Origin of the sequence: Bacteroides sp. AF39-11AC (assembly GCF_003474285.1) — a bacterium.
Taxonomy (GTDB): Bacteria; Bacteroidota; Bacteroidia; order Bacteroidales; family Bacteroidaceae; genus Bacteroides.
In genome coordinates this window covers 334,017-348,554 of sequence record NZ_QROH01000006.1, presented here as the reverse complement: position 1 = coordinate 348,554, position 14,538 = coordinate 334,017, and the positions used below count along the sequence as shown (strand labels likewise).

Here is a 14,538-nt window from a genome sequence, read left to right as displayed (position 1 = left end):
CCGAAGGGGAGGTGGTAGGCAAACATATTCTCAAGACCTTGAAATTTGAAATCCCGTCCCTGACAGCGCCATTTCTACAAATCGTGCGCGAGGGTTCGGAACATTCTGCGTCAGTATCTCCCGGATGCGCAATGCAGCCTGCGGATCTTTCGCCACCATATACAAATAACCTCCCCCACCTGCACCGGGCAGTTTATACCCCAGTGTATAATCCTTAATCTTACTGATAATTTCTTCTACCGCCGGGGGATTAGTACCACAATCCAGAGCTTTATTCTGCATCCACGTTTTACCGATCAATGCACCATAGGTCTCAAAGTCGTTCCTTTGAATAGCTTCTGCCATATCCAATGCATGCGCCTTCATATCTTCCAATATAGCTAAATGGGTAGATGAATTAAGGAACATGGAACGCACAATCTCTGCCAGAATGCCTTTAGCAGTACGTGTAATTCCCGTATAATATAATAGGTGGCAGTCACGATATTCAGGATGGGTAAAGAGATGTTCGGGCAACCAGTGTATCAACGGATTCTGTACAAACCCTGTTTCTGTTTGTAACAGTTTGATGCCTTGCAATACTCCGCCATACTGATCTTGCCAGCCACCACCTGTTGTCAACAACTGTTCCAAAGCAAGTGTACGACGGCATATTTCATTCTTATCCCACATCAAGCCACAGAAATCGCTCAAAGAACCTAAAACCGTAGAGGCCAATATAGAACTGGTTCCCAAACCCGAGCCAGCCGGAATAGCGGACAATAAAGTAATCTCTATACCTGTGCCGAATGCCTGCAACTGTTTCTCTAACGAAGGATAAACCACTTCTGAAAACACCGGGCCAAAACCGGCCAACGTCAATGCTGCTTTCGGAATAGAGAAAGGAGAACCAATCTTGCAGTAATCCTGCAATTCCCCGAAAGTATTCACAACTTCCATTGCTCCCATATCAATAGAGCGCAAATCAATGCGATACTCTTTACAAGGCTTCACATAAACTTGCAAAGGAGGTTGACCATTCAATTCAATGGCCAGATTCACAACATTTCCACCCGCAAAAAGAGAATATGGCGGAGTATCTGTCCAGCCACCTGCAACATCAATACGCACAGGACTACGTCCCCAAACAATCTGATCGCTATATACATTCAGATGCGGGCTGCTTTTCTTTTCATACAAATCAAGAAGTAACCCTTCGCGCAATAGTCCGAAAGCCTCTTTTTCATCATTCTGAAAGTCTTTTCCGTTCAGTTTGTCTATCTGCGCCCGAAGCATCCGGTTATGGATACGCTGCATCTGAGGTGCATCGGCCGGTAACACATCCGGTTTATCTATCTCCAAATTGTGGAAATTCCCGGCAACATCAGCCAAATCCAATTGATAGAATACACTCTTTTCATAATTACGTGCCAGCAATTCCCAATTGCCTTTCCTGAAACTCTCGCGCTGGACATATAATTGACGTAAATCAGCTTTCGCTGAGATTTCATCGGCAGAAAGACGTTGACTCTTCAACCAGATTTCCTTGCCTTCTGCCAATTCCGGTTCCGAAGTCATCCAACGAAGTACTTTGCCCATCTGTTCTATATCTTCTACTGCTGGAAAGATTCCTGCAGCCTGTAAGTCGTCTTTCCTTCCGGTTACATCATCCGGAGTCAATCCACGTTTTGCCAACCAATCAATAAAGGGCATTCCCAGGAACAAAGTCTTTTCATCCCGGATATCTCCTTTAGATACATCATCAAAGCCATACGGACGAACCGCCCAATGCTTCTCCGCAAGAGGCACAATGTCTACACACACTCCATCCGGCAGTACCAACGTCCAGTCATTTCTCGGTACGCCTGTAATAATTTGCCGGGAACCAATCTTCCACGATGCACCAACAAAGCTATTTTCAATCCAAAGGTTATCATTATTAGAAGAAAGAATTACCCCTATTTCTGCATTCTGCACAAAGATTGCAGGATTTGGTTTTACTTTCCGATGCATAATCTGACGTTGATCGTACACTTTATTCTGTAAAGTAACAGTTGAGGAAAGCAATTCACGGCTCGTTCCATAGTGGTAGAATTCACCACCCGGTAAGGGCAAAATAGCCACAGACAGCTTATTCAACTCATCATCAATAATGCGCGGGTGGTTACCCAAAGACAAGCCGAAGTCTGAATATAAATCATAGTATTTCAAATCAGAATATGAAGCATCTTTCTGTGAACGTTTCATCAATAATTCCACCGCCCGATCGCTCAGCAACCAGATACCTATATCCATCAGAAAGAGATGAGTCTTGGAAAGATTTTCCAACTCTTGCAATGAAGGCTTCTGCAACATAAAATCCAATGCTTCCGGCTGTTTGCGGTCAGAAACAAACACCCCATGATGTGTTGCTAATACCGGATCGACCCAGAGTCCATAACATACCACATCTGCATCCGGTATATCCTGCAAAGGTTTCTCGGCACGAATATAGACATCACCACTCGCAATCAGTGTACGCAACTTTTCCGGTGCCCGTTCCATGATTTTCTCATAAAGTGGAACTTGCAAGGATAATAAGTTTTGTCCCAGCTTCTGCCCGCGTGCCCAGCGAAATACCGGTATCGGGGTTAATATCTTTCCGGAGGGAGCATATCCCGGCAGACGGCGGCTTTGTCCACCGGCATGCAACAGGATACGTTTCTCTGTTGAGTGTTCTGTTTGTTGGTTTCTATACCATTCGCGCAAGAGCCAGGTTGTTCCCCCACCCGATCCCAGTTTCATTCCTACAGGATCAGAGGTACAAAACCATTCCGTACGGTCTACATTTTCCAGTTCATAGAATGCCGACACAAGATTAGGCGGCAAGGATAATAATTTTTGCATATCCGATTGCTATAATGCTTAATATATTAGCTGCAAATTAAAGCAATCTTAAGCAAAATCCACGAAAAATTTTAATGATTTTGAAGATGAAGATAGAAATATCCCCGTACGACGAAAATAGAAGCGAAACTTAAGCGTAAAGCCTATACAAAGATCTCCTATATCTGTTCAATTAAAGAAGGATGGATAAAAGCTGTAGCCACAGCCATAAGACCCTGAATAACAACAACTACACGACGATCATCTTTTATACGAACAAATTCACCTTCCACACCTTCAAAAACGCCACCGGTAATACGAACACGCTGTCCTCTCTTCAGATTAATGGTAGTGGGATCTAAGTAGACAACCTGCTGATCGCAATTACCCGCAACAGCTATGAAACTCCGCATTTGTACATCCGGAATCGTAATAGGTTGTTGAGTTTCGCAATCCATGATGTACCGAATTGGAAGAATAGCTCCTTTGGCCTCTTTTATCTCTTCAAGTTGCTTTCGGGTGGAGTGGACAAAGACCAGATTATGAATAGCAGGAACAAGCTTGCGGATTTTACGTTCATTCCTCACAATATACTCATAACGCATTGGAATAAAATTTTCGATTTGCTTGCTGTCCAGATATTTTTTTAAGGCCAACTCGCGGCTATAAGTAATGCGCAGGGGATACCAATTCAGATCGGCGGAGCTTGTATTCACAATAGGATTTTTTATATAGCATTTAGACTTTTACTATGTATGAACTAATAAATTAGCCACAATAATGCAGACTTAATCGTTCATCCAACGGACGCAAAGTTAAAGCGTAACAATGAGAATACAAAATATTGCGATAAAGAAAAAGCAGTTCCGAGTAAAAGCTTTTCCATGAAATGCAAAAAGTTGACTTCCCGTTGACAAGAAGTTAAGAGTTTGTCAACAGGAAGTTAACCCTTTTTCTATTTTTCCAGCATATCTACTACTTGCTGTAATAATGCAGGCATTTTATGATTGGAATTCTTAATCGTATGAATCTGCTCTTTTCCTTCCGCAGTCAGTGAGAAATACATTTGGCGTTTATCGACTTTACCGATAATGCGGGCAATCAACTTCTTCTCCTCCACAGAGCGTATTAGCTTGGAAGTATTAGAATGAGTAAGTCCTAATGCCTCTGCTATTTCTCCGGAGGTGAGCCGGGGATTATCCAGAAGTGCACAGAGCAACATCCCCTCATTCAACGAGAGGTTGTATTGCTGGATAAACTGGGTTTCAAACTCGGCTATCGCCCGATAAACATCACGAATTTTACATAAATCCTCCATATATTCTCTTTTTTATTTGTTAAATAACAAATTACTAGATAAAAAGGTTGACATTGGCTTTATCTGCCCGCTCCATGTAAGTAGCAACACCACCGATAGTTACCTCATCCAACAGTTCTTCACGACTGATTCCCATCATATCCATTGACATTTGGCAGGCTATAAATTCTACGCCCTGTGCGAGAGCCTGAGAACGGAGTGATTCCAAAGAGTCCACCCCTTTCTGTTTCATAAGGAAGCGCATCATCCGGCTACCCATGCCAAACATATTCATTTTGGATAACTTCAATTTCAAAGAACTGGAAGGAAGCATCATGCCAAACATCTTACCAAAAATATCTTTCTTAACTTTCGGTTTCTGCACTTTCTTCAGAACATTCAATCCCCAGAAAGTGAAAAAGACCGTAACCTTCTGTCCTGTTGCCGCAGCACCATTTGCCAGTACAAAGGTAGCCAAAGCTTTGTCTAAATCATCACTGAAAAGGATCAAAGTTTTTCCCCTACCCGCTATTGCTCCGGCAGACGATGGACAAACAGCAGCCGGATCACCTTTCTCTATAGTGACCATATAACGGCCTTTTTCTTCATGACTTCCTATCAGACGGTTTCCCGTCGTATCACACCATGCTGAAGCATCACGTGCAAATCCGGCATCAGTTGCCACAATCTCCACTTGTTCTCCCGGAGCAAGAGTATCCATTGCCTTCTTAACTTGCATGATAGGCCCCGGACATTGCAGGCCACAGGCATTAATTTTCAATGGCCCTTTAGAAGAACTCACCGTAGATTCTATTGAATTAACTTGAGGTGTGATAACTTTATCGGGTACAGGTACAGGTGTTACTGCAGCAGAATAGAGCTTATATCCTCCTGAGAGGTTACGCACATTCCGATACCCATTCCCCATCAGGATACGTTGTGCCAGATATCCACGCAACCCTACCGCACAAAACAAGACAACCGGCTTGCTTGTAGGAACTTCCGACATACGATCTCTTAAATCATCCAAGGGAATATTAATTGCTCCCGGAATAGAACCGAAAGAAAATTCCTCGGGAGTACGGGTATCTATCAACATGACTTCATTCTTCTGCTGTACCAGTTCACGCCAGGTAATAATGGGCATTGCACCGCTTATTATATTAGAAGCCACATATCCTGCAATAGCAATAGGATCTTTAGCCGAAGAGAACGGAGGTGCATAAGTGTGCTCTGTTTTCATCAGATCGTAAACCGTCCCGCCCCGCTTAATAAGTCCGGCAATCTGATCGATACGTTTGTCCACTCCTTCATAACCAATGCACTGTGCACCATATAATTTTCCCGTAACAGGATGGAAAGTTAATTTTAAAGTCAGTGGCAATGCATCCGGATAATAGCCTGCATGAGAAGCAGAATGGGTTACAGAACTCTGATATTCCATCTCCCATTGCTTCAAGCGCTTAGCAGCAAGCCCTGTGGAGGCAACAGTCATATCAAAGACCTTGGCAATAGAAGTACCAATAGCACCTTCATAAGAAACTTTATTGCCAAATACCATATTATCAGCCACGATACGTCCCTGACGATTGGCCGGATTAGCCAGATAATTAAGCCATGGTTTTCCGGTCAGCGGATGCGGATATTCAATTGCATCCCCTACGGCATAGATATCTTTCTCAGAAGTTTCCAGATACTCATTCACCCAGATACCTCCGGCTTCTCCTATTTTTAATCCGGCATCTTTGGCCAAAGCAGTTGCCGGACGTACACCGATAGAAAGCAACACCATATCTGCCGGAATTGTCTTCCCACTTTTCAAGAAAACTGTAATACCTTGTTCTGTGCGCTGAAAATGGGTTACTCCTTCTTCCAAATAAAGTGAAACACCCTTCTGAACCAGATGTTGATGAACAGGAGCAGCCATAGAGAAGTCGATAGGTGCCATTACCTGATTGCCCATTTCCACTACAGATACAGAGACTCCTGCATGATGCAGATTTTCCGCCATTTCCAAGCCGATAAACCCTGCACCAACTACGACTGCACGTTTTACAGCATGTTCTGTGAGATAAGATTTAATACGGTCGGTATCTTCAACATTACGAAGGGTAAAGATTCCCTCTGAATCAATGCCTTCCAACGGTGGCCTGACCGGAGTAGCTCCCGGTGACAACAAAAGCTTATCATAAGTTTCTTCATATTCGCCTCCGTCAACCGTACGAACCGTAATGGTTTTATTCTGCGGATGAATGGCAATCACTTCATTCTCTACACGCACATCCACTCTGAAGCGCTGACCGAAAGAAGCCGGCGTCTGCACCAGTAACTTCTCACGTTCGTCAATCACGCCACCAATATAATAAGGTAGACCGCAATTTGCATACGATATATACTTTCCCTTCTCTAATAAAAGGATATCAGACTTTTCATCTACCCTTCTCAATCGTGCCGCCGCTGTAGCTCCCCCGGCAACACCTCCAATAATTATATACTTCATACTTCTTTATTTTAGTTTTGATGGTGCAAAGAAAATAATATTTTCTTAAATAAAATAGTTTCCGCTGGAAAATAATGTTAAAACACAGCACAACAGTACAATAACCAAGAGAATTACTATCATAAAGCATGGAACATACAGAGAAGAAGAAAGTTCATAAATGCAAGATATAAGTTAACAGGAAAGTACACACACATTTGTTTCAAGGCATATTTATGCCTCGAAAGATCATATAACAACCCTAAAAATCGAGAATTACCAACCGAGTTTTTCGAAACCGGCAGATGTATACCACTCAGTAGAACGGTATGCCTTATCAGTGGCAGTATTAGAAGTTGAAGGAATATAACAAGATACACCGTTAGCTCCTTCCATAGAGAACATACTCTGGGAAAAACCAGAAAAGTTCATAGGAGTAGTAACCCAATATGCTACAGCAGAATTAAAAATCTGTTTCCATGCTTCATAAGCATTATCGTCAGTAATCATTCGCATCATGCCCACCAGATCATAATACCCTACATGACCATCCTGATATCCATCAGAGCCACGACGTTTATCATAATCAAATACTGATTTACGAAGTGATGCATTATCAATCGTTCCAGATAAAATTTGCTTTGTCAAGACAGCCAGATCAACTAATGGCTCGGTTCTCAAAGCACATACAGAAGCACCACCAGTCCAATTAGTATTCGAAATTCCATTACCCTCATCATATTTAACTGCATAAGGTTCATAATAAGCCTTGGCTATATCTACTGCCGCATCTTCTGAAAAAAACATAGCAGGTACTAATTCATCATACGAAGCACCGGGGCCTGGTATCTCTGTTGGAGAGCCAATGCAATAATCCGTATAGTCACGCAATTCATAAGCGACCTCTACCGATTGCATAAAACAAGCATCAAACAGGATAAAATCAAAATGAGGAGTAACCTCCAATATCTCGACAAACTCAGAAATATTCATTCTCTTATCACCGTTACCTATATCTTGCCCCACCCAGCGGGTGTTGGCGCCTAACGGATAAGGAAGCCAGCCGTCACCATGCGACCAGTAAACCAATCCATAACTATCAGCCTGATATTGAGTATTTGAGAAAACAGCTGCAAAGACTTCCTGCGTTTCAGATACACCTACCGAATTACGACTAGAATAGGTCTTTACTACCTTTTCTACAATTGTCCCATTTTCATTTTTCAGTTCAAGCAGCTGAGGAGTTCCACCCTTATCTATATAAACCAGGAAATTCACATCAACATCTTCCACTTTTGCCATACCTACTTTCATTTCCTCAAAGTCCAGCGAAGCAAATCCAGAAAGGCTGTTATCTGCAGCAACATATACTAGCACCGTGCGACTACTCTTAAGTGGATCGCCCGGTTCAACAGTTACCGTACAAGTAGCAGTTTTCCCACCATCCTCAGTAATGACAGTAATCGTAGCTGTTCCCGGTTTTAGAGCTCTAATCTTACCATTGGCATCAACCGTAGCAATATCCGGATCACTTGATTTCCATGTTACACTCTGATTGGTAGCATCATCCGGAGTAATGGTAGCAGACAAAGTCACATTCCTCCCCTCTTTTAACGAAAGGGCGCTCTCATTCAATGCAACGCTTGTTACAGCAACGATATCCGGCTCCTGTGGATGATCTTCACAGGCCACAAACAATACAGAAAAACAAATCCACAGAAGAAAATCAAGTTTAGTTCTCATGGTTACAAGTAATAATGGATAGCTCCTTGTTTCAGCAAGGAAGTGAAGCCGACTATTCTTCCGGCTTCTTGAAGCGGAATGCATCAGGGTCGATAGGCATCAACACTATCGATTTATTCTTCTTATATTTACCTTTTACTTTTGCAGACTCTTTCTCCAACTTCTTTTTATTCTCAGAGAAATAAATCATGCAAGTATAATCAGGGCATTTCAAATCAAATTCCAAGTAATTCTTTAACTGATACGTATAAAGATCACGTTTAGGCAGGAAACCACCTTTGTCCAGCTTAATACTATCCAACACCTGGATATCGGTAAAATACACTACCGTGTCATTGAAAGAGGCAGCAACACCGAATGCATACACAGCCTTTTCCTTGCCTTCTTTTCCTTTTTTGAATGAGAATGCCGAGCATACCATAAAAACCAACGCTACGGCAAAAAGTATACGAACGTATTTCATAATCTGTTTTTTGTTATATGTTGGCGGCAAAGATAATGCAAACCGAGAGCAAAATAAAATGAATTCATTCATTTTTTTATGCTGAAGCGCAGCTCATCTTCACTTTTATGGTAAAAAAACAAAAAAACCGATGATCATAATATGACCATCGGTTTTTAATTCTTTCTATTTGTCGGAAATTGATATTTCTTATTATCCCAAATAAGACTTGAGCAATTTACTACGATTACTTTGTCTTAATCTTCTAATTGCTTTTTCTTTAATCTGGCGTACACGTTCACGGGTCAAACCGAATTTGTCGCCGATTTCTTCCAATGTCATTTCTTGTTGTCCGATACCGAAAAACATCTGTATGATTTCTTTTTCCCTATCGGTTAACGTAGAAAGTGCTCTATCAATTTCCCTCGCAAGAGACTCGTTCACCAAAGAGCGATCCGCCATAGGAGAGTCGTCGTTTACTAACACATCCAGCAAGCTGTTGTCTTCTCCTTCCACGAAAGGTGCGTCCACCGAAATATGGCGTCCGGATACCTTCAATGTATCGGAGATTTTGTCAACAGGGATTTCCAGTTCATCTGCCAGCTCTTCGGGAGACGGGCGACGTTCATTTTCCTGTTCGAACTTGGAGAATGCTTTGCTGATCTTGTTCAGCGATCCTACCTGGTTCAACGGAAGACGCACAATACGCGACTGCTCTGCCAAAGCCTGCAAAATGGACTGACGTATCCACCATACAGCATAACTGATGAATTTGAAACCACGTGTTTCATCGAACTTTTCGGCGGCCTTGATCAGTCCTAAATTGCCCTCGTTAATCAAGTCGGGCAAACTCAAACCTTGGTTCTGGTACTGCTTGGCCACAGATACAACGAAACGCAGATTGGCACGTGTCAACTTCTCCAGTGCGATACGGTCACCCTTACGGATGCGTTGAGCGAGCTCTACCTCTTCTTCGACAGTTATGAGGTCTTCGCGACCGATTTCCTGCAAATACTTGTCAAGAGAAGCGCTCTCTCTGTTAGTGATACTTTTTGTAATCTTAAGTTGTCTCATTCTTCTAAAACAGATTTGGGTTGCAAAGTTACGACATTTAATTTAGTTATAAGCTAACTTGCCCTAACTTTTTTATCTTATTCACTATAGTATTATAAACAAAAAGAATGCCGACAAGTTAGTTGTCGACATCCTTTTTCTTCTTTGTTAGCTAATATTACAATCTTCTTACCTAAAAAACATACCTTTTTATTCTTGAGTCAAATCTACCGCATAATTAGCACGTTTACCTGACGGGAACATACCTGTAATAAAGAGTACCTGATCCGGAGACTTCGTAGCTTCCTTCAGTACCTTTTCCAAGTCCTCTACAGTTTTCATCTGTACGCCATTGGCTTTTAAGATAATGAAGCCTTTACGGATACCGGCAGCTCCCATCTTGCCACTGTTAACACCTGTTACTTCAAGACCATAACCCAGATTCAGTTGTTTCTTCAATTCATCAGGTATAGGACGGAAAGCTGCACCAAGAATATCCATTCCTGCATCTTTTACTACTTTTGTAGTACCTTGTTCATTCTTCAGCGTCACTTCAACAGTCTTTTCTTTCTTATCGCGTATCAATTTCACTTTAACCTTATCACCGGGACGATGTTTTGCCAAAGCTTCCTGTAAATCGGCAAATTTATGAATAGGTTTATCGTCAATACCGATAAGAACGTCATCAACCTTGATATCGGCACCTGCAGCAGAACTACCTTCTACGATTTCTCCTACTAAAAGGCCATCAACAACACCTGATTTTTCACGAGCCTCTTTTTTAAATTCACTCAATTTCTTGCCACTCTTATCTACCGGACGTTGAGTATCACCCGGTTCTTCTACAAGCGGAGTAACAGCAACACCCAGTTTTACACGTTGAACTGTACCGAATTGTTTCAAGTCAGCAACAACTTTCTTCATGATACTGGTAGGAATGGCAAAACCATAACCCGTATTTGATCCCGTCGGAGAGAAAAGAGCAGCATTGATACCAATCAATTCACCGCGTGCATTTACCAAAGCCCCCCCACTATTACCTTGATTAATAGCAGCATCAGTCTGGATGTACGACTCAATGCTTTCCGTACCAGTCTGCTGCCCCATTCCTAAAGAGCGTGCTTTAGCACTAACAATACCTGCAGTCACTGTAGAAGTCAAATTAAACGGATTACCTACAGCAAGCACCCATTCACCAACTTTCAATGCATCGGAATCACCTACCGGAATAGTAGGAAAATCATCTCCCTCTATTTTAATCAAGGCAAGGTCCGTGACTTCATCCGTACCAATGATACGTCCTTTAAGCTGACGGTTGTCATTCAGCGTAACACTGATTTCATCCGCACCGGCAATTACGTGATTATTCGTTACGATATATCCGTCTTTAGAGATGATAACACCGGAACCAAAACCTGTACGTTCAGGAGTCTGAACCTGTCGTCTTTGTGTACCACCCCGACCACCAAAAAATTCACCGAAGAAATCAGAGAACGGGTCTCTAACTTCTACTTCCTGAACTTTGGAAGCTTGAGTAGAACGAATATGTACCACGGCGTGAACTGAATTTTCTGCTGCTTGCGTCAAATCTACAGGTTGCGCATCAACGGCATTATAAGAGGCCAAACGTACGTTCGGATTCTGCTGGAACATATCACTAAATGCAGCAGTACTATCAGCAGGCATATTTTTTTGCAGCATCTTATAGGTGGTTAAACCTGCTACTCCTGAACTGAGAAGTACAATAGCTGCAACCCCAAGAATGTTTTTTGTTGTCTGTTTCATACTTAATTTCTATTCTTTTAATTGTTAATATTCAAATCTCGTTTAACATTTCGACGTTAAAATAACGACAAAAATCGTTCACTTATTCCGCTTGTCACTCTTTTTTGTTCTCTTTTAACAGTGAACTTTTGGGGCTTAACAGCGGTTAACGGCAAGACCTGACAATTTTACATTTATGCACGTTTACTGACGTGAAAATAAGGCAGATAGACGTTAAAACAAGGCAGACCATCTATCTGTTTGAAATAGATGGTCTGTCAGGGGCAAACAGATGGTCTGTTGAGGGTAAACAGATGATGCGTTTGGGGCAAACAGACCATCTATTTTCATAGAGGAGATATATCCTTAATTATCAAGGTATTCTATATCCATGTGATAATCCCATTTCGGGAAGTAAAGATTGCCTCCCTCCCATTCCACTTCACCACGCTGGAAGTCGACGGTTTCACTGCGGGGATATTTCTTTTCGGGCATCAAAGGCATACCGTAGTCACTATTCACAATCATACGCCAGGAGTCGATCCCCCCCAGGAAGAAATATTCTTCGTCTGCATTACGGGCGAAAGTAGGAATACCAAATGATTGATCTACAGGCACCCAACCGATACCTTCAAAATAAATCTCTGCCCAGTCGTGCAAATTCCATGCTTTGGGATACATCATGAAACCGCTTTGGAAATGCGCAGGAATGCCACTGATACGACAAAGTGTAATGAACAACAGACTAACCTGACCGCAATCGCCCTTATTGTTATCCAGAACATATTCGGGGATATTCTCTATTGTAGAGTATTCACGTGCAGAAGCCCAGGGGAAGTTATCATTCACCCAACGAAAGATGCGTTTAGCCTTTAAGAAGGGATTGGTTTCACCCTCTGTCAATTTGGCAGCAAGCTGATGCATACGCGGTGAAAAGATGATGTGCTTCTCACGCTCGGCCGTATATTCCTTATATATAGAGGAGGTTGTGTCATACGGCTGAACATCTTCCGGCTTCAGATTATGCCATTCAGCATTGGCAGTATACTCAAAGCTTTCGGAGAATACAGTCGGTTCATCCTGCACAGCGCGTTTTTCCATATAAAGAGTGCTGTGAAGGCAATCCTGCGAGGAAAATGTATATTCCGGTTCGCTGGCAGAAATAAACCTCACATCCTGTTGTCGTGGCTGGTCAGTACGTGGATAAGGAAGCCAGCAACGAATCAACTCTCCGGCAGGAACAGCATTGATATCTACGGTAATAGTATAGGTGACACGCATCCGTTTGGGGGCGGTGATAGGATTACCATTCTTCTTCACACTTGCAATAACTTCAGGCAGATTTTCCATATTCACCTTTTCACTTCCACTAAAGGAAACACCGTCTTTTGCAACTTTTATCTTATAACAGGCAGAGTCCACGCGGAATAAGTTAGGTCCGGCATTGCGGAAGTAACGTTTCTCGCCATCCAGTGTCATACATTCCAAAGCCTTGGAAGCTTCCCATTGACGCATTTGCTCATCAGTAACATCAGGAATATACTTGCGGATGTAGTCTTTCACTTCAGTTTCTGTACGAGAGAAATCGGTAAGGAGACGTTGATGCAGGTCTTCTTCCCAGGTGTAAGGCTTGTTTTCGGGTTTTGTTGTACAAGCAGTTGCCAAGAAGAATAGAGCGGCGGTATACAATACTTTTTTCATAATGATTATTTTTATAGATGATGATGGAACAATACCACTTTATAGTTTCACAACTCCGATACCCGGCAAATCGGGCAATGTAATCTTACCCTTTATCACTTCCATTCCTTTGAAACGGTCGTTAGCAATAAGCAGATTGCCATCCAGATCGGCAAAATCAACTGCGGGAGAGAATTGAGCGGCGGCCGAACATGCACACGATGTTTCTGTCATACATCCCACCATCACTTTCATACCCAAAGCACGCGCCAATGTCACCATCTTCCAGCCCTCGCGCATACCTGTACATTTCATCAACTTAATATTGATACCATGAAATGCATCCTTCAAACCAGCCACATCACTCAGTCGTTGCAAAGATTCATCGGCAAAGATAGGCAACGGACTTTGCTGCGTCACCCAGGCAATGTCATCCAACTGGGTCTTAGGCATTGGTTGTTCAATCATGACAATTCCTTTTTCATGAAGCCAATGTATCATGTCGATGGCATAATGCTTATCCGTCCAACCCTGATTAGCATCTACTGCAATAGGAAGACTGGTTACAGAACGAATGGTTTCAATCATCTCCTTATCATTCTCACGCCCCAGTTTTACTTTGAGGATATTGAACTGATTCGCACATTCCTTCGTTTTCTCACGTACCACCTCGGGTGTATCAATACCGATAGTGAAGGTAGTAGAAGGGGCTTTGTCCTTATCCAGTCCCCAAATCTTATACCACGGGGCTTGCAGCAATTTTCCCACAAGATCATGTAAGGCGATATCTACAGCAGCTTTAGCAGCAGCATCTCCCGGCGAAAGTTTATCCACATAAACCAGAATATCTTCCAACTGGAAAGGATCGGGGAACTGCCCGATGACATCCTGCACTTTCTTCAGGAAAGCCATTACACTTTCCATTGTACCCAACTCTTTCTGCAGATAGGGCGGCATGGATGCTTCTCCATAACCGGTAATTCCATCATATTCAATCTCCACTTGCACATCAGGAGTTGTGGTGCGTGAGTAAGTAGCCACCGTAAATACATGACGCAACTTCAACTCATACGGGAAGAAACGCAATTTCATCCTGGCATTCACACCACTTTTATTGATATTGAACAGAGACGGGGTGCTTTCCCCTGCAAACACATTGTTAATAGCCACACTGGAACCTAATGCAGCGAAAGCCGCTGTTTTCAGGAAATCTCTTCTGTTTTGCATATGATTCGT

The 14,538-nt window shown here is 42.6% G+C and carries 10 protein-coding genes; all 10 read right to left on the bottom strand.

The annotated features are described in order from the left end of the window. Positions 1-30: 30 nt before the first annotated feature. The gene (locus DW036_RS15210; RefSeq protein ID WP_118465132.1) at positions 31-2,865 is read right to left on the bottom strand and encodes a bifunctional fucokinase/fucose-1-phosphate guanylyltransferase; all 2,835 of its coding nucleotides are present in this window, start codon (positions 2,863-2,865) and stop codon (positions 31-33) included. A 158-nt stretch (positions 2,866-3,023) separates the two neighbouring features. Next, a complete protein-coding gene (locus DW036_RS15205; RefSeq protein ID WP_118465131.1) occupies positions 3,024-3,560 on the bottom strand; it encodes a UpxY family transcription antiterminator in 537 nt (178 codons plus the stop codon). Between the two features lie 239 nt (positions 3,561-3,799). Continuing rightward, positions 3,800-4,162: a MarR family winged helix-turn-helix transcriptional regulator gene (locus DW036_RS15200; protein ID WP_115502755.1), complete on the bottom strand. Its 363-nt coding sequence runs from the start codon at positions 4,160-4,162 to the stop codon at positions 3,800-3,802. A 34-nt stretch (positions 4,163-4,196) separates the two neighbouring features. After that, positions 4,197-6,641, bottom strand: coding sequence for an FAD-dependent oxidoreductase (locus tag DW036_RS15195; protein WP_118465130.1), 2,445 nt, complete (start codon positions 6,639-6,641; stop codon positions 4,197-4,199). A 255-nt stretch (positions 6,642-6,896) separates the two neighbouring features. Then, positions 6,897-8,363, bottom strand: a complete 1,467-nt coding sequence (locus tag DW036_RS15190; protein WP_118465129.1) for a clostripain-related cysteine peptidase — start codon at positions 8,361-8,363, stop codon at positions 6,897-6,899. Positions 8,364-8,415: 52 nt separating this feature from the next. Next, entirely contained in the window at positions 8,416-8,826 is a 411-nt protein-coding gene (locus tag DW036_RS15185) for a hypothetical protein (protein ID WP_022391989.1), read from the bottom strand. A 192-nt stretch (positions 8,827-9,018) separates the two neighbouring features. Continuing rightward, complete coding sequence (locus DW036_RS15180) at positions 9,019-9,879, bottom strand: RNA polymerase sigma factor RpoD/SigA (RefSeq protein ID WP_007209697.1); 861 nt, start codon at positions 9,877-9,879, stop codon at positions 9,019-9,021. Between the two features lie 189 nt (positions 9,880-10,068). Then, on the bottom strand, positions 10,069-11,643 hold the full coding sequence (locus tag DW036_RS15175; protein WP_118465128.1) for a trypsin-like peptidase domain-containing protein: 1,575 nt from the start codon (positions 11,641-11,643) through the stop codon (positions 10,069-10,071). Positions 11,644-11,988: 345 nt separating this feature from the next. Further along, the gene (locus DW036_RS15170; RefSeq protein ID WP_118465127.1) at positions 11,989-13,323 is read right to left on the bottom strand and encodes a transglutaminase family protein; all 1,335 of its coding nucleotides are present in this window, start codon (positions 13,321-13,323) and stop codon (positions 11,989-11,991) included. Positions 13,324-13,362: 39 nt separating this feature from the next. Further along, positions 13,363-14,529 carry a dipeptide epimerase gene (locus DW036_RS15165; RefSeq protein WP_118465126.1) on the bottom strand — a complete coding sequence of 389 codons (1,167 nt, stop codon included), beginning with the start codon at positions 14,527-14,529 and terminating at the stop codon, positions 13,363-13,365. Positions 14,530-14,538 lie beyond the last annotated feature (9 nt).